22 protein-coding genes and 3 pseudogenes are annotated in these 21,399 nt (G+C 62.3%); 10 read left to right on the forward strand and 15 right to left on the reverse strand.

The genetic code is table 11. From position 1 onward, the window contains the following. Window positions 1-158 precede the first annotated feature (158 nt). The 11 genes and pseudogenes from QNO18_RS20920 to QNO18_RS20970 all read right to left on the reverse strand — a co-directional run bounded on the left by QNO18_RS20920 (window position 159) and on the right by QNO18_RS20970 (window position 10,024). Window positions 159-1,124, reverse strand: coding sequence for a branched-chain amino acid ABC transporter permease (locus tag QNO18_RS20920; RefSeq protein ID WP_283179453.1), 966 nt, complete (start codon window positions 1,122-1,124; stop codon window positions 159-161). 48 nt (window positions 1,125-1,172) lie between these two features. After that, a complete protein-coding gene (locus QNO18_RS20925) occupies window positions 1,173-2,057 on the reverse strand; it encodes a branched-chain amino acid ABC transporter permease (RefSeq protein ID WP_283179454.1) in 885 nt (294 codons plus the stop codon). Window positions 2,058-2,066: 9 nt separating this feature from the next. Beyond that, the gene (locus QNO18_RS20930; RefSeq protein WP_283179455.1) at window positions 2,067-2,786 is read right to left on the reverse strand and encodes an ABC transporter ATP-binding protein; all 720 of its coding nucleotides are present in this window, start codon (window positions 2,784-2,786) and stop codon (window positions 2,067-2,069) included. Beyond that, a complete protein-coding gene (locus QNO18_RS20935; RefSeq protein ID WP_283179456.1) occupies window positions 2,779-3,537 on the reverse strand; it encodes an ABC transporter ATP-binding protein in 759 nt (252 codons plus the stop codon). Before QNO18_RS20935 ends, QNO18_RS20930 begins: the two co-directional genes overlap by 8 nt. 72 nt (window positions 3,538-3,609) lie before the next feature. Beyond that, window positions 3,610-4,800, reverse strand: a complete 1,191-nt coding sequence (locus QNO18_RS20940; RefSeq protein WP_198835898.1) for an ABC transporter substrate-binding protein — start codon at window positions 4,798-4,800, stop codon at window positions 3,610-3,612. Between the two features lie 93 nt (window positions 4,801-4,893). Continuing rightward, window positions 4,894-5,142 (reverse strand): SDR family oxidoreductase, encoded by a 249-nt coding sequence (locus tag QNO18_RS20945; protein ID WP_283179457.1) that lies wholly within the window; start codon window positions 5,140-5,142, stop codon window positions 4,894-4,896. Window positions 5,143-5,144: 2 nt separating this feature from the next. Then, complete coding sequence (locus tag QNO18_RS20950; protein WP_283179458.1) at window positions 5,145-5,672, reverse strand: SDR family NAD(P)-dependent oxidoreductase; 528 nt, start codon at window positions 5,670-5,672, stop codon at window positions 5,145-5,147. A gap of 20 nt (window positions 5,673-5,692) precedes the next feature. Continuing rightward, window positions 5,693-6,472: an enoyl-CoA hydratase-related protein gene (locus QNO18_RS20955; RefSeq protein WP_092904561.1), complete on the reverse strand. Its 780-nt coding sequence runs from the start codon at window positions 6,470-6,472 to the stop codon at window positions 5,693-5,695. Continuing rightward, window positions 6,472-7,673: pseudogene (gene pcaF / locus QNO18_RS20960) on the reverse strand (3-oxoadipyl-CoA thiolase). Before pcaF ends, QNO18_RS20955 begins: the two are co-directional and overlap by 1 nt. Window positions 7,674-7,685: 12 nt before the next feature. After that, a complete protein-coding gene (locus QNO18_RS20965) occupies window positions 7,686-8,495 on the reverse strand; it encodes an enoyl-CoA hydratase/isomerase family protein (protein ID WP_283179459.1) in 810 nt (269 codons plus the stop codon). Continuing rightward, the gene (locus tag QNO18_RS20970; RefSeq protein WP_283179460.1) at window positions 8,492-10,024 is read right to left on the reverse strand and encodes an AMP-binding protein; all 1,533 of its coding nucleotides are present in this window, start codon (window positions 10,022-10,024) and stop codon (window positions 8,492-8,494) included. The genes QNO18_RS20965 and QNO18_RS20970 overlap by 4 nt, the downstream gene beginning before the upstream one ends. Window positions 10,025-10,153: 129 nt before the next feature. Here QNO18_RS20970 and QNO18_RS20975 point away from each other — a divergent pair, with 129 nt between their 5' ends. Together QNO18_RS20975 and QNO18_RS20980 are read left to right on the forward strand one after the other, a co-directional pair. Next, complete coding sequence (locus QNO18_RS20975) at window positions 10,154-10,897, forward strand: IclR family transcriptional regulator (RefSeq protein ID WP_092904569.1); 744 nt, start codon at window positions 10,154-10,156, stop codon at window positions 10,895-10,897. A 483-nt stretch (window positions 10,898-11,380) separates the two neighbouring features. Beyond that, window positions 11,381-12,148: a hypothetical protein gene (locus tag QNO18_RS20980; protein ID WP_283179461.1), complete on the forward strand. Its 768-nt coding sequence runs from the start codon at window positions 11,381-11,383 to the stop codon at window positions 12,146-12,148. Here the strand turns inward: QNO18_RS20980 and QNO18_RS20985 are convergent. The 4 genes and pseudogenes from QNO18_RS20985 to QNO18_RS21000 form a co-directional block, all read right to left on the reverse strand. Then, entirely contained in the window at window positions 12,078-12,425 is a 348-nt protein-coding gene (locus tag QNO18_RS20985) for a 3-hydroxyacyl-CoA dehydrogenase NAD-binding domain-containing protein (RefSeq protein WP_283179462.1), read from the reverse strand. The two genes, QNO18_RS20980 and QNO18_RS20985, sit on opposite strands and share 71 nt — an antisense overlap. Before the next feature lie 113 nt (window positions 12,426-12,538). Then, window positions 12,539-13,329: pseudogene (locus QNO18_RS20990) on the reverse strand (enoyl-CoA hydratase-related protein). Between the two features lie 163 nt (window positions 13,330-13,492). Then, the gene (locus QNO18_RS20995) at window positions 13,493-14,245 is read right to left on the reverse strand and encodes a PLP-dependent aminotransferase family protein (protein WP_283179463.1); all 753 of its coding nucleotides are present in this window, start codon (window positions 14,243-14,245) and stop codon (window positions 13,493-13,495) included. Between the two features lie 58 nt (window positions 14,246-14,303). Further along, window positions 14,304-14,867, reverse strand: a complete 564-nt coding sequence (locus tag QNO18_RS21000) for a GntR family transcriptional regulator (protein ID WP_283179464.1) — start codon at window positions 14,865-14,867, stop codon at window positions 14,304-14,306. A gap of 413 nt (window positions 14,868-15,280) precedes the next feature. Between QNO18_RS21000 and QNO18_RS21005 the strand changes: the two genes are divergently transcribed. From QNO18_RS21005 to QNO18_RS21040, 8 genes and pseudogenes are all read left to right on the forward strand, one after another. Next, on the forward strand, window positions 15,281-16,258 hold the full coding sequence (locus QNO18_RS21005; protein WP_283179465.1) for an ABC transporter ATP-binding protein: 978 nt from the start codon (window positions 15,281-15,283) through the stop codon (window positions 16,256-16,258). A gap of 1 nt (window position 16,259) precedes the next feature. Continuing rightward, window positions 16,260-17,243, forward strand: coding sequence for an oligopeptide/dipeptide ABC transporter ATP-binding protein (locus tag QNO18_RS21010; protein WP_283179466.1), 984 nt, complete (start codon window positions 16,260-16,262; stop codon window positions 17,241-17,243). Between the two features lie 62 nt (window positions 17,244-17,305). Further along, complete coding sequence (locus QNO18_RS21015; protein WP_283179467.1) at window positions 17,306-18,646, forward strand: ABC transporter substrate-binding protein; 1,341 nt, start codon at window positions 17,306-17,308, stop codon at window positions 18,644-18,646. Beyond that, window positions 18,646-18,900: a hypothetical protein gene (locus QNO18_RS21020; protein WP_283179468.1), complete on the forward strand. Its 255-nt coding sequence runs from the start codon at window positions 18,646-18,648 to the stop codon at window positions 18,898-18,900. Before QNO18_RS21015 ends, QNO18_RS21020 begins: the two co-directional genes overlap by 1 nt. 100 nt (window positions 18,901-19,000) lie before the next feature. Beyond that, window positions 19,001-19,540 (forward strand): hypothetical protein, encoded by a 540-nt coding sequence (locus QNO18_RS21025; protein ID WP_283179469.1) that lies wholly within the window; start codon window positions 19,001-19,003, stop codon window positions 19,538-19,540. Between the two features lie 52 nt (window positions 19,541-19,592). Then, the gene (locus QNO18_RS21030; RefSeq protein WP_283179470.1) at window positions 19,593-19,946 is read left to right on the forward strand and encodes an ABC transporter permease; all 354 of its coding nucleotides are present in this window, start codon (window positions 19,593-19,595) and stop codon (window positions 19,944-19,946) included. 304 nt (window positions 19,947-20,250) lie between these two features. Beyond that, window positions 20,251-20,844, forward strand: a complete 594-nt coding sequence (locus tag QNO18_RS21035; RefSeq protein WP_283179471.1) for an ABC transporter permease subunit — start codon at window positions 20,251-20,253, stop codon at window positions 20,842-20,844. A 116-nt stretch (window positions 20,845-20,960) separates the two neighbouring features. Then, a pseudogene (locus QNO18_RS21040) lies at window positions 20,961-21,399 on the forward strand (hypothetical protein); the annotation flags it as partial.

Below are 21,399 nucleotides of genomic sequence, written 5' to 3' on the forward strand. Positions count from 1 at the left end.
CGGCAGATCCGGGCTGACAGGCGGTTTCGGAGGCCCTGCGCGACGTGGCGCAAACGGTCCGGAACAGCCGGGGACCAGGCCTGTGGCGGTGCTGAAAAAACCCAGGAAACCCGGCCATCCGGCGCCGGTGAGGCGGCGCCGGACGACACTGATGATCCTCAGACCTTAAGGCCCAGCCTGTCGGCGATGGTCCCGAGCAGGCCTTTGCGGAAGACGAGGATGCAGGCCATGAAAACCAGCCCCTGCATGATGGTGACCCAGGCCCCGAAAGCGGCCAGCTCGTTTTGCATCCAGATTACCAGCAGCGCCCCGACCAGCGGTCCGAAGAAAGTGGCCATGCCACCGATCATCACCATCAGCACCACCTCGCCCGACATGCCCCAATAGACGTCGGTGAGGCTCGCCAGCTGAAAGGAAATCGCCTTCAGTCCGCCCGCCAGCCCGGCGAAACCCGCGGCCAGAACGAAAACTGCCCATTTGTAGCGATCAACCCGGTAGCCCAGCGAGATCGCACGCGGTTCATTGTCGCGGATCGCCCGCAGGACCTGACCAAAAGGCGACCAGGTGATACGGTAGAGGGCCAGCACCGCGACGAAGAACACGACCGCGACAAGGGCATAAAGCGCCATATCGCTTTGCAGCGAGAAGAGGCCGAACAACGCCCCGCGCGGCACATTCTGGATGCCATCCTCGCCACCGGTAAACGGAGCCTGGAGCGAGAAGAAATAGATCATCTGGGCGAAGGCGAGTGTCACCATGGCAAAATAGATGCCCTGGCGGCGGACGCAAAGCGCGCCAAACACTGCCCCGGTCACAGCGGCTACCAGCACCGCAAAGCCAAGCGCGAGCTCGGGGGTGAAGCCCCAGACTTTCGCAGCATGGGCCGCAGCATAGGAGGACAGGCCGAAATAGGCGGCATGCCCGAACGAGAGCAGCCCCAGATTGCCCAGCATCAGGTTGAGCGACAGGGCAAACAGCCCGAAGCAGAGGACTTTGATCACCAGCAAAGGATAGGCCAGGAAGGGCGCCACAGCGACGATCACCAGCAAAAGCAGGAAAAGATTGCGATGGCTTGCGCTCATGCCAGGCAGGCCGGCGGCGGTGATCTCGGGTTGCGTGGTCATGTGCAATGCTCCTGCGGTCTGAAGGGCCTTGGTTTCTGACGGGCCATCTCAGGCCTGCTTGCCGAACAGCCCGGCGGGGCGGATCAGAAGGACGATTGCCATGATGACGAAGATCACCGTCGTCGAGGCCTGTGGCCAGAAGACCTTGGTTACCCCTTCTACCAGCCCGAGCATAAAGCCGGTCAGGATCGCGCCCGAGATCGACCCCATGCCGCCGATCACCACCACCGCAAACACCACGATGATCAGGTCAGACCCCATCATCGGATTGACCGAATAGATCGGCGCGGCCAGGACTCCGGCAAAGCCGGCAAGGGCGACACCAAAACCGTAAGTCAGGGTGATCAGCAAAGGCACATTGATGCCGAAAGCCTCGGTCAGTGCCGGCTTTTCGGTTGCCGCCCGCAGCCAGGAGCCGAGCCTCGTCTTCTCGATCACCAGCCAGGTCACCAGACAGACCGCCACCGAGGCGAGGATCACGAAGGCGCGCGAGGCCGGCAGAAACATGAAGCCGAGATTATAGCCGCCCTGCAAAGCCGCGGGCATCGAATAGGGCAGGCCCGTCGCGCCATATTGATTGCGAAACAGCCCGACAATCACCAGCCCCATGCCGAAGGTCAGGATCATGCCATAGAGATGGTCGAGATCATAAATCCGGCGCAGGATCAGCCGTTCGATCACACAGCCCAGCAGACCGATGGTCAGCGGCACCACAAGCAGCGCCAGCCAGTAATTCATCGCAAAGTGATCCAGCATCAGCAATGCGCCAAAGGCCCCCATCATGTAAAAGGCGCCATGGGCGAAATTTACGATGTTCAGCAGGCCAAAGATGATCGCAAGCCCAAGGCTGAGGATCGCGTAAAATGCACCATTGATCAGACCCAGCAGGATCTGGGTCGACAGCAGCTGCAGTGGTATTCCGAATATAAGCATATTTGCGCCTCAGACCCCCAGATATGTGCTGAGCTTCGCCATATTGTCGGCGATTTCCGGGCCAGGGATCATGTCGACCACCTGACCGTGATCCATCACGTAATGGCGGTCGGCCACCGACGCCGCGAAGTGGAAATTCTGTTCGACCAGCAGCACCGTATAGCCGCGCTCTTTCAGCTGGCGGATGGTGGCGCCGATCTGCTGCACAATCACCGGAGCCAGGCCCTCGGTCGGCTCATCAAGCAGCAAAAGCCGGGCGCCGGTGCGTAGGATCCGGCCGATTGCCAGCATCTGCTGTTCGCCGCCTGAAAGCCGGGTGCCCTGGCTCCGGCGGCGTTCGGCGAGGTTCGGGAAAAGCGTGTGGATCTCGGCCACGCTCATGCCACCGCTGGCCACCACCGGCGGCAGCATCAGGTTCTCTTCCACGGTCAGGCTGGAATAGATGCCGCGATCTTCGGGGCAAAAGGCGATCCCGGCCCGGGCGATGGCCCGGCTGGAGGCGCGGCCCAGCTCTTTTTCCCGCAGCCGGACAGAACCCTGCCGGCGTTTGATCATGCCCATGATGGATTTGAGCGTGGTGCTTTTGCCGGCGCCATTGCGGCCCAGAAGGGTCACCACCTCGCCTTCGCGAATGTCGAAACTGACCCTGTGCAGCACATGGCTTTCACCATACCAGGCCTCAAGATCCGTAACCTGAAAATGCGCGTTCTGAGAAAGCCTATCAGCCATTGGGCACCCCGATATAGGCATTGATGACCTGCGGGTCTTTGGAAACCTCGTCATAGCTGCCCTCTGCCAGGATGGCGCCGCGTGCGAGGACGGTAATGCGGTCGCAAAGCGTTGCGACCACCGAGAGATTATGTTCGACCATCAGCACGGTGCGCCCGACAGCGACCCGCGCGATCAGCGTGGTGATGCGGGCGACATCCTCCTGCGTCATGCCGGCCATCGGCTCGTCAAGCAGCAGGACTTTGGGATCCAGCGCCAGCGTGGTGGCGATTTCCAGCGCACGCTTGCGCCCGTAGGAAAGATCACTGGCCTGTTCCCGGGCGAACCCTGTCATACCAACCTGATCCAGCAGGTCCATTGCCTCATCTTCGAGGTGCGCCAGCACCTTCTGGCTGCGCCAGAAATCCCAGCTGTCGCCATGGCGGCGCCGCTGCAGGGCAATGCGCACATTTTCAAGCGCGGTCATCGAGCCGAACACCGCCGAAATTTGAAACGAGCGCACGAGACCCATCCGCGCAATCACCTCCGGCTTCAGGCGGGTGATGTCACGACCATCATAGGTGATGGTGCCGGCACTTGGGGTCAGGAACTTGGTCAAGAGATTGAAACAGGTGGATTTCCCGGCACCATTCGGGCCGATCAGCGCATGGACGGAACCGCGCTTAACTTTCAGGTTCACCGCATCCACGGCACGAAACCCTTTGAAATCCTTGGTCAGACCCGTCGCTTTCAGGACAATATCATCGGACATTTGACATCTTTCGGGCTGCGCTGAAGCGGGGAAAGGCAGCGGCCATCCGCAGGGGGCCGCTGCTCCGGGGCTTTATTTTACCAGCGGGCAGGCGCTGTCTGCGAGCGGGCGGAAGGCTTCGTCACCGGGGACGGTTGCGAGAATATTGTAATAATCCCACGGGCCGGTGGATTCCGCCGGGGTTTTGACCTGGGCGAGATACATATCATGCACCATGCGGCCGTCGTCGCGGATCACGCCATTCTCGGTGAAGAAGTCATTGACCGGCGTTGCCTTCATCTGCGCGATCACCGGACCGGCGGCATCGGTGCCGGTTTCAGCGATGGCATTCAGGTAATGGGTCACGGCCGAATAGACCCCGGCCTGCGACATGGTCGGCATCGCGCCGTGCTTTTCAAAGAACCGCTGCGACCAGGCGCGGCTTTCATCGGTGCGGTCCCAGTAGAAGCCGGTGGTCAGATAGAGACCCTGCGCGGAATCGAGACCCATCGAATGCACGTCGGTCAGGAAGATCGCAAGACCGGCCAGTTTGGCCTGCATGGTCAGACCGAACTCCTGCGCCTGCTTCAGCGAGTTGATCGTATCGGTGCCGCCATTGGCGAGGGCGATCACATTGGCCCCGGCCGAAGGCGCCTGCAGCAGATAGGTCGAGAAATCCGCCGTGTTCAGCGGTGCGATCGCGGTGCCGACAACCGAGGCACCTGCGCCTTCAACCACCGCGGTCACATCGGCCTGCATAGTATGGCCGAACGCATAGTCAGCGGTCAGGAAAAACCATTTGTCACCCCCCTGGGCAACCATGGCCTTGCCCGTCGAAACCGCCACCGCATAGGTGTCCCAGGTCCAGTGAATACCGTTGGGCGAGCAGTTCTCATTGGTCAGGCTGGCAGTGCCCGCGCCCGAGACGATCAGCAGCCTGTCCTTTTCGCGCGCCAGTTCCTGAACCGCCAGCACCACCGAAGAATTCGGCACGTCAACGATCAGATCGACGCCTTCGACATCATACCAGCGCCGTGCAATCTGGGTGCCGATGTCAGCCTTGTTCTGGTGATCTGCACTGACCAGCTCGATCTTGCCGAGCCGGTCGCCGAAATCTGCAATCGCCATCTCAGCTGCGACCACAGAGCCGGTTCCCGCCAGGGAAGAGAACACCCCGCTCTGATCGGTCAACACGCCGATTTTGACCGAGTTATTTGAAATTTCAGCCGATGCAGCAGTGGCACCTGCGGCCAGCAATGCCAGCGCAGAAACGAAAATCTTCATGAGCTTCCTCCCTCTCATTGCGGACAATATGGCCGCTCTTTGCCCCGCCAGCATCACCACAATGCGGCAAAGCGTTCCGCTCTGCGGAAGACCTCAGAGCAGCCCGCGGGTCAGACCGCCATCCACCGCGATATTCTGGCCGGTGATATATCCGGCATGGGCCGAGCACAGGAATGCGGCGATCGGACCGAAGTCTTCTGCCGTACCCAGGCGCTGCGCCGGCACCGATCCGGCCATGGCGGCGGCGGCCTCGGTCTCGGTGATTCCCTCGCGTTTTGCCTTCGCGCGGATGACGCGATCAAGCGCGCCGGTCGCCATCAGACCGGGCAGGACATTGTTCACTGTCACCCCTGCGCGACGGTCTCACGCGCCAGCGTCGCCATCGCACCGGTCAGGCCGGCCCGCACCGAATTGGCCAAAGCCATATTCGGATAGGGTTCTTTCACCGCGAAAGAGGTGATGTTCACGATGCGGCCAAAGCCATCCGCAATCATATCCGGCAACAGCATCTGGGTGGCCGAGATCGCCGAGAGCATATTGGTTTCCAGGGCCTGGCGCCAGGTCTCGATATCATGATCGGTGAACCGCCCGGTGGGTGGCCCGCCGGCATTGGTCACCAGGATCGAAATCTGTCCGGCGCTGGCCTGTGCCTCTGCGATGACCCGGGCGGTGACGCCCGGCTGCGACACATCGCCCTGCACGAAAAAGGCGCCATGGCCAAGCCCGGCCGCGGCGGCGGCGCCTGCCTCGGCGTCGCGGCCATTCAGCACCACCCGCACCCCCGCCGCCGCCAGATGGCGCGCGGTTGAATAGGCAAGCCCCTTGCTGCCGCCCAGCACCAGCGCCACCCGACCCGAAATGCCCAGATCCATGATTTCCTCCGCTTTGCTGATCAGCGGCCCGTATAGCTGGGCCGTCTTTTTTCGGTGAAGGCGGCCATGCCTTCAAATTTATCCTGCGTCGAGAACAGAATCTGCAGCGCCTTGCGCTCCAGCGCGAGTGCCGCAGAAAGCGAGGCATCCTGGCCATGCAGGATAACCTCTTTGACCTGGTTCACCGCGATGGGCGGCAGGCCGGCGATCCGCCGTGCCAGTCCCATGGCGTGATCGAAGACCTGATCATCTTCCACAACTTCGCTGACCAGCCCCATTGCCGAGGCCTCGTCTGCGTCAATGATCTCGCCGGTCAGGCAAAGCCGCATCGCCTTGAACTTACCCACCGCGCGGGTCAGCCTTTGGGTGCCGCCTGCGCCTGGCATGATGCCGACCTTAACCTCCGGCTGGCCGAAGCGTGCGGATTTTCCGGCGACAATGATATCGGCATGCATCGCAAGCTCCATACCGCCGCCAAGCGCAAAGCCATTGACCGCTGCGATCACGGGCACCGGGCAGCGGGCCACCGCTTCCCAGAGCCGCTCGGTATGGCGCAGATACATATCGACACTGTCGATCTGCGCCATATCGGCAATATCTGCCCCCGCCGCGAAGGATTTCTCATCGCCGGTCAGCACCACTGCGCGCAGGGTGCCCCCATCGGTAAGGCCTTCAAAGATTGTCGCGAGCTGGCGGCGCAGCGGCATGTTCAGCGCATTCAGCACTTCGGGACGATTGAGGCGCAGCACGACCACCGCGCCCAGATCCTCGACCAGCACCAGATCATTTTTCTCTGTCATCATACTGCCTCAAGCCCGAGAGCAATGCCCTGACCGACACCGACGCACATGGTGGCCAATGCGCGGCCGCTGCCGGCCTTGTGCAGCCCGAGCGCAGCGGTGAGGGCCAGACGCACGCCTGACATTCCCAGCGGATGACCAAGCGCAATTGCACCGCCCAGCGGATTGACATGTGCGGCATCATCGGGAAGGCCAAGCTGGCGCAGACAGGCAAGGCTTTGCGCGGCAAAGGCCTCATTCAGCTCGATCCGGCTGAAATCCGCGATGGACAGCCCCAGCCGCGCCATCAGTTTCTGACTGGCCGGAACCGGCCCCATTCCCATGATCGCCGGCTCGACACCGGCGGTGGCCAGCCCGGTGATCCGCGCCATCGGCGTCAGGCCGAAGCGTTTTACCGCCGCCGCCGAGGCGACAAGCACCGCGGCCGCCCCGTCATTGACGCCGCTGGCATTGCCTGCCGTGACCGAACCGCCCTCGCGAAACGGGGTCGGCAGTTTTGCCAGCGCCTCCAGCGTGGTCGGGCGCGGATGTTCGTCGCGACCGAACACCACCGGATCGCCCTTACGCTGCGCGATGCTGACCGGGAGGATTTCATCGTCAAAGCCACACGACGCCTGGGCGGCAGCCACCCGCTGCTGGCTGCGCAGGGCGAAAGCGTCCTGATCCTCGCGGGTAATTCCAAAGCGCCCGGCGACATTCTCGGCCGTCTCCGGCATGGAATCGACACCATATTGCCGTTTCAGCACCGGGTTAACAAAGCGCCAGCCAATGGTGGTGTCATAGATCTCGGCCTGACGCGAGAAGGCGGTTTCAGCCTTGCCCTGCACGAAGGGCGCGCGTGTCATGCTTTCGGTGCCCGAGGCGATAATCACCTCGGCATCGCCGGAAAGAATGGAGCGCGCCGCGAGCCCCACCGCATCCAGCCCAGAACCGCAAAGCCGGTTCAGCGTGGTCCCGGCACGGATTGCGGCAGGCCGGCCAGCAGCACCCCCATCCGGGCCACGTCGCGGTTGTCTTCGCCAGCCTGATTGGCACAGCCGGTGAACACATCGTCAATCGCCAGCGGGTCCAGGCCCGGCGCGCGGCCCACCACCTCGGCCAGCACAAGCGCCAGCATATCATCGGGCCGGATTGTCGCCAAAGCGCCGCCAAAGCGCCCGATCGGGGTCCGCACCCCGGCGCAGATAAAAGCTTCTCTCATGGTCACATGATCTCAGAGCGGGCAATCCTGGTCGAAATTCGGGCGCCTCTTTTCCTTCAGAGACGCCAGCCTTTCGCGTGCATCCGGGCCACAGAAGCCCATGAATTCCAGCGCCAGCGAAGTATCGAAAGTGGGGCCGGCCATGCGCAGCCAGTTGTTGAGCGCGTATTTTGTCCAGCGGATCGCGCTCGGCGAGCCCTTGGCCAGTTTGCGCGCAACCTCCAGCGCCTTGTCATGCAATTCGTGATCTTCGGTGACCAGCGAGATCAGCCCGATCCGCTCGGCCTCTTCGCCCGAAACCGATTCACAGAGCAGCAGATAATATTTGGCCTTGGCAAGACCGCAGAGCAGCGGCCAGACGATAGCCGCGTGATCACCCGCAGCCACGCCAAGCCTTGTATGGCCATCAATGATGCGCGCGGTCTTCGAGGCAATCGAGACATCGGCCAGCAGGCCAGCCACCAGACCGGCCCCGACCGCCGGCCCCTGCATCGCAGACACAATTGGCTTTGAGCAGTTGATGATATTGTAGACCAGATCGCGCGCTTCCTTCCACACCCGGGTGAGCGTGGTGAAATCCTCGGTCATCTCTTTGACGAGATCGAGATCGCCCCCAGATGAGAAAGCCTCGCCCGCCCCGCGAATGATGACGCTGCGGACATCATCGGCAGCGTCGATATCGCGCCAGACCCGGCACAGCTCGCCATGCATGATCCGGTCGGCCGAGTTCAGCCGGCCCGGATTATCCATGGTAATGCGCAGAATACCGGCATCCGGCCAGTCGAATTTCAGCCGCTTATAGGTGGTGATATCGAGGCTCATATGTTCTTCTCCCGGCCTGCCCAAAAGGGCTCCCGCAGTAGGTTCTTCTGGATTTTGCCAATCGGCGTCTTGGGGAAACTTTCGACGAAAGTGACAAGGCGAGGACGCTTGAACCGCGCCAGCGTCTTCTCGCAATGCGCGACAACGGTTTCGGTTTCCAGCACGGCCCCGGCCTTGAGCAGGATATATGCTGCCGGCACCTCACCCCATTTATCATCGGGAATGCCAAAGACCGCGCATTCCGCTACGGCGTCGAGGCCGAAGATCGCGTTCTCGATCTCTTTGGGATAGATGTTCTCACCACCCGAAATGATCATGTCTTTCGAGCGGTCAACGAGGGTGACAAAGCCCGCCTCGTCCATCACCGCCAGATCGCCGGTCCAGCCCCAGCCATGCCGGAAGAACTTCGCGGTCTGCTCCGGCTCGTTGTAATATTCCAGCATGACATTCGCGCCGCGTGAAACCAGCTCGCCGATCACCCCCGGCGCCACGGCATTGCCATCGGGGTCCACGACCGCAAGATCGACATTATAAGCCTGCTGGCCGATGGAGCCGAGACGCTCGGGCAGATGCCAGTGGCCAAGGGTGGTGATCACCCCCACTTCCGACTGACCATAGATCTGGGTCAGCCTGATCGCGGGCAGCTTTTCCATCAGATCGCGCTGTACCCAATCGGGCATCGGGGCGCCGGCAAAGGCCAGTTTTTCCCATTGTACATAATTCGAGGCCTGGAAATTCGCATCCGAGACCACCATTGCGACCTGGGTCGGCACCATGAAACAGGCGGTCATTCCGGTGCGCTGCGCCATATGTGCAAAGTCCTGCACATCCCATTTGGTCAGGAAGGTGCAGGTCGCCCCGGCCAGCACTGCCGGCTGAAACATGATGTTCAGCGCCGCGACATGGAACAGCGGGGTTACAATCCCCACCACATCGCGTTCCTGGATATTTTCGTGATGCATCACCGTATGCGCGGTGGTGACGCGGTTGCGATGGCTGGCCAGCACGCCCTTGGGCCGCCCCGTGGTGCCGCCGGTATAGGTCATGCAGAAGGGATCATCCTCATGGATCTCCACTTCCGGCACATGATCGGGCTGATCCGCGATCAGGGCCTGGAAATCATGGGCACCGGGCTGCGCGGCGCCGAGGGTGATGAAATGACGGATCTTGGGCAGTGATTGCGCCGCTTCGGCGACGCGAGCGGCAAAGACATCTTCATAGACCAGAATTTCGACATCGGCCTTGTCCAGCACATAGGCCAGCTCTTCCGCCGCATAGAGCACGGAGATATTGACGATCACCCCGCCGGTGCGGGCGGTGCCGAAAAACACGCTGCCATATTCGATGCGGTTGCGGCTGAGGACGCCGACCTTGCCGCCCTTGCCAAGACCAAGGCCCAGAAGGGCATGGGCAAAACGACTGGCCTCGCGGTCCAGATCGCCATAACTGATGGACCTGTCCTGCCACAGAATGGCGCGCTTTTCCGGAAAGCGCTCGGCTGAGCGCCGCAACATATCACCGGTGAGCATATCCCCTCCAGGTTACTCCGAACCCGCATTTGCGGATTTCCCTTGCGCCGGAGACTGGATTTTCATCCGGCATTCTGCAATGCCATAGGCAGGGAATTCATTTCGCAGAGCGGAATACTGGAGCCAGGGATGTCGCAGGAAGATCGTCAGTTTGTCGAAGCATTCGCCCGGGGGCTGCAGTTGTTCGAGGCGCTGTCTAAGCAGAAAAAGCCGATGTCGAACAGTGATCTGTCAAAAAGCACCGGCCTGCCGCCTTCGACCATCAGCCGGCTGACTTATACCGCTATGCGGTTGGGATATCTGCGCCACAGCGAAACCGGCCGCAGCTATGAGCTGACCCCGAAAAGCCTGAATCTCGGCTATTCGGTGCTGACCGGATTTGCCCTGATCGACCGTGCGACGCCATTGCTGAAGGTGCTGGCCGAAAAAACCGGCCAGACCGCGGCGCTTTGTGTGCGCGATGGCATGTATCTGACCTTTGTCCAGGTTGTGTCCGGCTCGGATATCCTGGCGGTGCGCTTTGCTGTGGGCGGGCGACTGCCGATTGCCACCTCGGCGGCCGGGCCTGCCTATCTCTCGATCCTGCCCGAGAAAGAGCGGCGCCAGCTTGCCAGCCGGATCCGTGGCCAGCTCACCCAGCAAAATGGCAATGTCACCGCCTTTAATGCGGCATTGGAGGCGGCCTGCAAGGATGGCGTCTCTTTCAGCCGCGACACCTGGCGCCGCGGCATCAGCGCGGTATCGGTCGGCATCAGCACCGCGCATGAGCAGGCCGCGATTACGGTGCCCTTTGCCACCGGGTCGATCTCGGTCGCCAATATGCGCGGCATCATTGCCCCAATCCTGCGCGAAACCGTACAGGAACTGCTGTAAAGCCGGCGCCGGCTGCGATCCCGGCGCCGCTTTTTTCTTACAGGCTGCGGATATCGAGCCCCAGCGTCGCGCGCCGCCGCAGCCAGGCGCTCGGCGGTAACGGTCATCCCCGCTGAGCGCCTGCATATTGCGCAAAATCGTCAGCATCCGCGCCGCGCCAACCCGATCCACCCATTCCAGCGGACCGCAGGGGTAATTCATCGCAAGCCGCATGGCCTTATCGATATCACCAGGCGCGGCAAGCCCCATCTGCGCCATTTCACAGCCGAGATTGGCCACTGCTGCAACGATCCGTTGCGCGACAAAGCCGGTGGAATCGGCAATCGCGGTGACCCTGCGCCCGCTTGCACACACTGCCGCCGCCACCGCATCGCGCGCCGCCGGATCGGCCCCGACCGTGGTCATCAGCACCACGCGCCGCGTGCTGTCGAAGGCCAGATCCACTGCCACCAGCCTGGTGGCCGGCAAGCCAAGCCGGGCCGCATGGGCCGCCAGATCTTCGCCGACCGGGAAGGCCAGCACCGGGCTGGCACCATCATCCTCGGCCGCGACCCGGCAGTCGAGAGAGGCCGCGAAATCACGCAGCTCGGCCAGATCTTCGGCCAGAACCACCTGCTGTGCCGGCGCTGCGGTGCTGATGAAATCAGCCGACGGTTGGCCGGCGCCATCGCGATAGGTGTAAAAACCCTGCCCCGTCTTGCGGCCCAGCTGGCCGGTTTGCAGCAGATAGCGGTGATAGGTGGTCGAGCGCAGGCGCGGCTCGGCGAAATAGCTCTGATGCAGGAACTCGCAGACGGTGAAATTCACATCCATTCCGGTCAGATCCATCAGCTCGAACGGACCCATACGGAAATCGCAGCAATCGCGCATGATCGCGTCGATTTCAGCCGGGCTGGCCACCCCCTCCTGCAACGCCATCAGCGCTTCGGTCGGATAGGCCCGCCCGCCGTGGTTCACAAGGAAGCCGGGCGTGTCGCGCACCTCAACCGTTCCTTGCCAAGATGGCGCGCGACCGCGAGCAGCCGCTCCATCGTTTCACGGCTGGTGCGCGGGCCGGGGATCACCTCGACCAGTTTCATCAGCGGCACCGGATTGAAAAAATGCAGCCCCGCGAAACGCTCGGGATGTTTCAGGTCGCGCGCGATCACCCCGATCGGCAGCGAGGATGTATTGCTGGCGATCAGTGCCTCGGGGCCAGAAGATCCTCCAGCCGGGCAAACAAAGCCTGTTTCGCGGCGGGATCCTCGATGATCGCTTCGACCACCAGATCGCAATCTGCCAGTGCGTCCGGGCTGTCGGCGGCGATGAGCGCGCCCGCAAGGGCGTCATATTGGCCCTGGGACAGCTTACCGCTGCTGACCCGCTTTGCAGCGCGGGCGAGAATTGCCGCAATGGCGCTGGCAGCAGCCCCCTGCCGCAGATCGGTCAGGATGACGGCAATGCCACTTGCGGCGGCGGTTTCCGCAATGCCCGCCCCCATCGCTCCGGCGCCGGCCACACCAATTTTCAACGCGAGTTCTGCTGCCATTCTCGCCTCCGCAAGACTGTTTCACTGCTCTCCAGTGACCGCAGGGCGCCCGAAAGGTCAAAGCCAATATCCCCGGCTTCGTCCCGCAGAGCGGAAGGACTGCCCGGGCGGCCTCAGCTGCCGCGAAACAGCGCCGGGCGTTTCTCGAGGAAGGCGGTCACCCCTTCGGCATAGTCATCGCTGAAGCCTGCGGATTGCTGCGCCAGCCGTTCCGCCTCGAGCTGGCTGTCAAAATCGCGCCCGCCGGCCTCCTGGATAAGCGTTTTCATCAGGCCAAGCCCAAGGGTCGGGCCGGCGGCCAGTTTACCGGCCAGCGCCCGGGCCGCATCTGCAAGCTCCGCATCGGGGACCGATTTGCTGATCAGACCCAGCTCTGCCGCGCGCGGGCCGGGATCGTCTCTCCGGTCAGCAACAGCGCCTTGGCGCGGGCTTCGCCGAGAATTCTGGTAAGACACCAGCTGGACCCGGCATCAGGAACCAGTCCAAGCCTGGAAAAAGACAGCACAAACTTAGCGCTCTCGCCCGCGATAACAATATCACAGGCCAGCGCCAACCCCACACCGGCACCCGCCGCCGCCCCGTTCATTGCGCAGATTACCGGCTTTTGCAGCCCACGGAGGGCACGGATGGTCGGGTTGTAAAACCTGCCCAGCGACTGGCCGAGATCGCTGCGCGGCCCCGGCTGGCGGGGATCGCGGTTGTTCAGATCCTGTCCCGCGCAGAACGCTTTGCCACGCCCGGTCAGGAGCACGGCCCGCACGGCGTGATCCTCAGCCGCGCGCGCAAGGATCTCGCGCAGCCGCAGATGACTTTCTTCGGTGAAGGCGTTCATCCGCTCGGGGCGGTTCAGCTCGATCAGCAGCACACCCTGATCAAGGGTCGACAGCACGGGCTCTTGCGACATCTCTGGCTCGCTTTGCGGATGGGTTCCGGCTTTCAGGGGTGGGGCAAAGCCGATCCGGCTGCAAGATGATGCCTTCCGCAGTGCGGAAAACAGTATCCCGGCGCGGAGCATGACCGATGACCTGGCGGGCAAAGGCCCGTTTCGGCCTGCATCACGGCGGCAATCAGACCACGGCCCGCACTGCCCCCGCTGGCCGCTGCATCAGCCCGGCCAGCTGCTGCAACCCTTCTTCAAGCACGCCCCGGTCTGGCGCCACACCAAGTGAGATCCGCACATGCGCCGAGGCATGTTCGCCGGTCGCAAAGGCCGATGCCGGCACGATCGAGACACCGGCGCGGTCGGCATGTTCGGCAAAGTCCGTCGCCCGCCAATGCGGCGGCAGGCGCAGCCAGAGGTGATGGCCCTCGGGGTCAGCGCGGAAATCGGCCCCCCGGAAGGCCTTGGCCGCCAGGGCCTGACGGATGCGGTTTTCGGCGCGGATCGCGGCGGCGATCTCATCCACCACGCCTTCGCGCAGCCAGCGGGTCGCAAGGCTGGCCAGAAGCGGCGGCGCCATCAGGACCGTCGCCCGCAAGATCGACGCCAGTCGCAAGGCCCGCGCCGGATCGGGCGCCACGACATAGGCCACCCGCAACGCGGGCGTGACCGATTTCGACAGGGTGGCCAGATGCCAGGTCAGATCCGGCGCCAGCGTCAGGAAAGACGGCAGCTGTTCTGCGCGCAAAGGCGCATATGGGTCATCCTCGATGATGGCGACACTGTATTTGCGCGCGATCTCTGCAATCGCGATGCGCCGCGCTTCGGGCAGGGTGGCGGTCGTAGGGTTGTCGATGCTGGGCGTGACATAGAGCGCATGCGGCGCCCGCGCCTCGCACAGACGGCGGAAGTCATCGGGGATCAGCCCGCCGGCATCCATCGCAATCGGTCGATCATCGCGCCACGCTGCGCCGCGCTGGCCTTCAGCCCGGGGTAAGTCATCTCGCCGGCGGCGATATGCGCGCCCGGGGAACCAGCAGATCGGTCAGCGCGAACAGTGCCGATTGCGCCCCGGCGGTGACCAGCACCCGGTCATGCGTCAGCGCCCCGTGGCACCGCGAGAGCCATTGTGTCGCGGCGATCCGGTCTGCCATGCCGCCGCTGCTTTCCTGATATTGCAGGCTCACCCCGCCCCTTGGGCCATTAAGGATCGCAGCCAGTCCCTGCGGGATCAGTTTGCGGAAATCGATCCCCTCGGGCTGAGGCGGGATGTTCATGCTCAGATCCAGCACCGGCGCGGGCTCGTCGGGGAAGAATTCAGCCGGATCATCGCGCACGAAAGTCCCGCGCCCGGCCTGGGCCGCCACAAGCCTTCGGCGGCGCGCTTCGTTGAAGGCGCGGGTCACGGTGGTCAGATCCACACCCAGCTGTTCGGCAATGCTGCGCTGTGGCGGCAGCCGCTCGCCCGGCCCGATCCTTGCGGCGCGAATATCCGCTTCAAGCGCCTCGACGATGCCGAGATATTTCAGTCTCGCGCCATCGGTGATCCAGGGGGTCCACATGCTCGGCCTTTGCTGCCCATGATTGCACGCATACAATTTATGCCATTGTATGGTGGCGCGGCAAGGTGACATCCGCGCACAGTTCAGCCTTCATGTTGCACGCTGCGTCGCACCAGGGATGGCTGGCGCGCAGGGCGGCACATAGGTTACCTGAGCAGAAGGCCCGTTCGCCGGCAGATGTGGATATGCACCAGGCTCCGTTGGGGAAAGCGGAATTTTGAACCACAGAGCGCGGCCTCACGGGCGTCAGCTGGTCCCCATCACCCTCGTCGCCACCTCTCGACAGCCGAAGACTGCATCAGATCTGGCGGGAATGATTGGCCTCATTTGTTGATAAATGTTTATTAAATTTCGACATAATAACTCTTCAACTTCCGAATAAGTTCGGGTGACAAATTCACTCGGACAGGTAGATGACGGACGCACCCATACTTGAGGTGAACGGCTTTTCTGTAGGCTTTGCCACGCCAAACGGAACTGTCGTCGCAACTGAAGACATAAGCTTTTCGGTATCTTCCGGGGAAATTCTCGCCATCATCGGCGAGTCAGGTTCAGGCAAGACCGTGACCTCGATGGGGCTGGCCCGTCTGATCAGCACACCGCCGGCGATCTATCTTGGCGGGACAGTAAGTCTCAGGGGGCTTGATCTGCTGGGCCTCAGCGAAAAGCAGATGGCCGAGGTCAGGGGGCGGCGGATCGGGACGATTTTTCAGAACCCGCGCGCCTCGCTTGACCCTTCTTTCACCATTGGCGCACAGCTGATCGAAACACTGCGGCGTCATGAAACCGGGCTCAGCAAAGCTGCGGCCCGCGAGGCGGCCATCCTGTCGCTGAACCAGGTCGGCTTTAACGAGGCTGATCGTGTCATGGCAAGCTATCCGCATCAGCTGTCGGGCGGGATGTGCCAGCGGATCGCGCTTGCGATGACACTGGCCTGCAAGCCCGAGATTCTGATCGCCGATGAGCCAACCACCGCGCTTGATGTAGGGGTTCAGGCGCGCATCCTTTTGCTGCTGAAGCGACGCAGCCGGAGCACGGGGTTGCCGATTGTCATCATCACCCATGACATGGGCGTGGTTGCAGCCGTCGCGACACGGGTTCTGGTCATGTATGGCGGGCATATCCAGGAATCGGCGCCGATTGATGCGCTGCTGAGCGATCCGAAACACCCCTATACCCAGGCCCTGATCGCCGCGATCCCGGACCCCGACGAGCCGACGGCCGAGTGGCGGTCAATCGAGGGTGAGCCGCCGAACCTCGCCCTGGCGCCGAAAGGATGCCGGTTTGCACCCCGCTGCGGCCGCGCCGAAGCGATTTGCCGCGCAGAGGTTCCGGACTGGCGCAGCCTTGCCGACGAGCGCTTCGTCAGATGCCATTTTGCCGAGGTCTGAAGTGAAAAACCTGATTGAAATCCGCAATCTGTCGAAAACCTTCCGCGTCAGGCGGGGCTCGTTCCTGAGGCGCAAGATCTCGGAGAACCCTGCGGTAAGCGATATTTCGATCAATATCCGCAAAGGCGAGATCCTTGGCTGTGTCGGCGGATCCGGCTCGGGGAAATCAACGCTGGGCCGGATGATCCTGCGTCTGATCGAGGCCGACAGTGGCAGCATCACCTATGACGGTGCCGATCTGCGCAGCTTCGGCCCTGCCGAGTTGCGGCTGCACCGGCGCCGGGCCCAGATCGTGTTTCAGGACCCGCTGCAATCGCTGAACCCAAGGCGGACGGTCGCCGAGAATGTGGCCAGGCCGCTTTTGAACTTCGGGATGCGTGCGGATGAGGTGCAGGCGCGGGTCGATGAGGTTTTGCAGCTGGTCGGGCTCGATCCCGGGCAGGCTTACCGCTATCCGCACGAGTTTTCCGGCGGGCAATGCCAGCGGATCGCCATCGCGCGGGCGCTGACGCTGGAGCCGGAATTCCTGTTCCTCGACGAGCCCGTCTCGGCGCTGGATGTGTCGATCCAGGCGCAGATCCTGACGCTGCTCAGGGATCTTCAGGTCAAACTCGGGCTGACATTCCTCTTTGTCTCGCATGATCTGAAGATCGTCCGGCAGTTTTGCGACCGCACCATGGTGATGTATCGCGGCAAGCTCCTGGAAACCGGCGAGAGCGATCAGGTGTACCGCCAGCCGATGCATCCTTTCACCCAGGACTTTCTGGGCACCGTGCTGCATCTGAAGCGCGACAACCGCTGGGAAGCGGCGGCAGAGCGCGCGGAAGATCTGGAATCGGCGGCCCCGGCCATGTCCGGCCCCTGCTGCCCCTATGTCTCGAACTGCCAGCAACGGATGCCCGAATGCGCCAGGGCAATGCCCGCGCTGAGGACCCTGCATGATCAGCGCAGCGTGGCCTGCCTTCTGTACCCCGCCACCGCCTGAGCCACCAAAAAACAAAACAAAACAAAACAAAACAAAACAAAAATCCCAACAGGAGCACTACAATGTCAATTTTTGTCAAAGGCCTGCGGCGTGGGATCGCCTCCACCGCGCTTCTGGGTCTCATGGCCGGGTTCAGCCCGGCACTGGCTGAAAGCACCATCGTCATGGGGGTCGAGGCAGATTTCAGCCGCATGGATCCGGCAGCGGCGCGGACCTGGAACACCTTTAAAGTGATCCGCCATGTCTACGAGACCTTTGTCGAGGAAGATCTGACGAAAGGCGGCGACGCGGTTCCCGAGATTGTCCCCGCCCTGGCCGAGAGCTGGGACATCTCGGACGACCGCAGGACCTATACGTTCCATCTGCGCAAGGGCGTAAAATTCCACGACGGCAGCGACTGGAATGCCGATGCGGCAAAGTTCAATCTCGACCGCATGACCAATCCTGATTTCGAATATTTCGTGCCGGCCTCTCCGGGGCTGATGGGCTGGGTCTGGGGCGATCTGGAAAGCTACGCGGTCGTTGACCCCTATACGTTCACCATCACGCTCACGCAGCCAAATGCCGAGTTTCTGCGCCGTCTGACGGCGGGCGGGTCCGGGTCGCCGCGCATGGTCTCTCCGACGGCGGTGGCGACATTCGGCAATGACGGGATCGAGCAGAACCCGATCGGGACCGGGCCTTTCAAATTCGTCGAGCGGGTGCCCGGGGAACGCGTCACCATCGCAAGGAACCCCGATTACTGGAACCCGGAGCGGATCCCGAAAACCGACCGCATCATCCTGCGCGCGATGCCGGAAGTCTCGACCCGCGAACTCGCGATCATGTCCGGCGAGGTCGATATCATCGGCACACCCTCGCCGGATTCCATCGCAATGCTCGAGGCCCAGGGACTTCAGCTGATCACCGGGCCGTCCCCGATGATCTATGTCATGTGGTTCAATACAAAGGACGAAATCTTTAAGGATGTGCGGGTGCGCAAAGCGGCCTGTATGGCGATCAATCGCGAAGAAATGGCGCTTTATCAGCGCATGGGCTATGCGCAGCCGACCTGGGGCGTGCTGAACCCCGGCGGCCCCGGTTATGATCCGGAGTTCCGCGATTGCGATTATGATCCGGAAGGCGCGAAGGCGCTGCTGGCCGAGGCCGGCTATCCCGACGGGCTGGACACCAGGATGGACTGGACCTTCGGCGGCGGCGCCGATGTGAATACCAAAGGCGATGCGGAATGGCTGCAGCGCGACTGGGCAAAGGTCGGCATCCGCGCCAAAATCGAGATGTTCGACAACAATGCCTTCTGGGACATGATGTCGGCGGGGATGCGTGACGGCACCGGGATCACCTCGGCCTCCTGGGGGAAAGCACCTTCTCCTGGCTTGACCAGCTGCTCCCGACCACGGTGATGCCGCCGAACTGCTGCAATTCCGGCTATTACGACAACCCTGAGATGGACCGGCTGCTGAGCGAAGCGCGCGCTGCCGGCTCGGAAGAGGAGATGGTCGCCAAATTGCAGGAAGCCCGCGATATCGTGGCCGAAGACATGGCTTTCTCAAGCTATTTCGCGACGAATTCCGTCTATGTCGCGGTTCCCGGCATCAAGGACTTCCGGCTTGCCCCGCAGCACTGGTTCGATCTGACCTCCATCGTCAAGGAGTAAGCCGCGCCGAACCGGTCTTCAGATCGCGCCCCCGTTTCCGGACATAGTGTCTCCGGCAATCGTCCGGAAACGGGGGGCAGGCAGGCAAGAGAAAGTCTTCATGCAAATCCTCCAGTTCACCTTCATGCGGATGCTGTCCGCGATCCCGGTCCTGATCGGCGTCACCGTCATCGTCTTTCTCGCGGTCCAGCTGGTGCCGGGGATATTGCGCTTTCCATCCTTGGCCGGATGGCCTCGCAGGAACAGCTTCAGGCCCTGCGCGAGCAGATGGGCCTCGACCGTTCGCTTGTCGTGCAATACGGCATCTGGTTCACGGCGCGTTTGCAGGCGATATCGCGTCTCACTGTCGCAGCAACTGCCTGTCGCCGGGATACTTGGGCCCAAGATCATCAACTCGCTGATCCTGATGGCGGGCAGCCTTGTCATCGTGCTGGTCTTCGGCTTTCTGCTGGCGGTGCTGTCGGGAGCAAAATTCCGCAGCATCACCGACCGGGTCGTGGTGGTGATCACACTGGTCCTTGCCAGTCTTCCGGCCTTCTGGCTGGGCATCATCATGCTCTATTTCTTTGGCTTCAAATGGAAGCTCTTCCCGATATCGGGAATGTATAATGTCGCCAGTCCGGGTGGGTTCTGGATCTGATCCATCACCTCATCCTGCCGGCGGCCGTGACCGCGGCGGTTCGGTGGCGGTCGTGGCCCGTGTCACCCGCTCGCGGATGATCGACGTGATGGCGCAGCCCTATATCCTTGCCGGCAAGGCCCGCGGACTAAAGCGCAGCCAGCTGGTTCTGCGCCATGCGGTACGCAATACCCTGCCGACCTTCGCCAGTATCGGCGGACTGCAGATCGGCTATCTGTTCGGCGGCGTGATTTTCACTGAAATCATCTTCAACTGGCCGGGAATCGGCCTGCAGGTCTATGACGCGATCCTGCAACGCGACATCCCGATGATCCAGGGCTGTGTGCTGGTCGTGGCGGTGGTCTTCGTGATCGGCAACCTGCTGTCAGATATCGCGGTTTACGCGCTTGACCCCAAGAAAGGCTGAGACATGAGCGATGTGTCCCTTGAGACCGGCCGCAGAAGGCAGCCGGCAGAAAAGCGCCGCTCGAACCTTTATTTCGTCTGGCGCGGCGTCCTTGGTGATCCGGTCGCACGTATTGCGGTTGGCATCATCCTGATCTTCTTTCTGGCTGCGGTTTTCGCGCCCTGGATTGCCCCTGGCCGCCGAATGAGGCCGACCCGTCGATGCGTCTGCGCCCACCCGGCACGCCCGGCCACTGGCTCGGCGTTGACAACCAGGGCCGCGATATCCTTTCGCGCCTGATCTATGGCGCGCGCTACACGCTGCTTTGCGGCATCACCCCCGTTGTGCTCGGCGCGGTGATCTCTGTCCCGCTGGGGATGTTTGGCGCCTGGTATCCGGTTGCGGGCTCGGTGATCATGCGCTCGATGGATGTGCTGTTCGCCTTCCCGATGGCATTGCTTGCCATTCTGCTGGCAGCACTTATGGGGCCTGGTATCGGCAATATGATGATCGCGCTGGTGGTCACGCTGATCCCTATAACACCCGCGTCGTCTATGCCGCCGCCTGTCTTGAACGCGATCAGGCCTATGTCGAGGCGGCAAGGGCCATGGCCACGCCGGGGTATAAGATCATCCTGGCCGAGATGATGCCGAATGTGATCGCATCGTCGGTGGTCTATTCCTGCACCATCGTCGGCGCCGTGGTCATCACCGCCGCCGGGCTGAGCTTCCTTGGTCTTGGTGTGCAGCCGCCCACCGCCGAATGGGGCATCATGACCAGCGAGGGGCGCAACTTTATCTTCAACGCCCCCCATATCGCAGCCGTCCCGGGCCTTGCGATCACCATCCTCGTCATGGCGTTCAACCTGCTCGAGATTCGCTGCGCGATTCCCTCGATCCGCGCACAAGGCTCATGCTGATCAGGCGCCGCAAGTGACCATGCCTGCCGCCCTGCCCCTTTCTGAAATCGAAGCCCAAGGACCAGCCATGTCGTCGACCACCACCCGCATCCGCGCCCGCTATGTCATCGCCTGGGATGCGCCGCTCTCACCGGACCTTGCTGAATGGCGAAGTGGTGTTCCGGGGCGACACGATCCTCTATGTCGGCAAGGCGTTCGAGGGTCAGGTCGATATCGAGATTGACGGTGGCAATGCGGTCCTCGGGCCGGGCTTCATCGACCTGAATGCGCTTGGCGATCTTGATACGACGGTGCTGGCTTTCGACAATCAGCCCGACTGGGCCAAGGGGCGGACCTGGCCCGAGGATTATCTGCAATCCGGCCCGATCGAGATGTACAGCGAAGAAGAGCAGACCTTCAAAATGAAGTATGCTTTCGCCCAGCTGATCCGGAATGGCATCACGACGGCGCTGCCGATCACCTCGATGTTCTACCGCAAATGGCGGAAACCTATGCGGAATTTGCCAATTCCGCCGCCAGCGCCATCGAGCTGGGGATCCGCGCCTATCTTGGCCC

This window comes from Gemmobacter sp. 24YEA27 (genome assembly GCF_030052995.1).
In the GTDB taxonomy this organism is placed as follows: Bacteria; Pseudomonadota; Alphaproteobacteria; order Rhodobacterales; family Rhodobacteraceae; genus Pseudogemmobacter.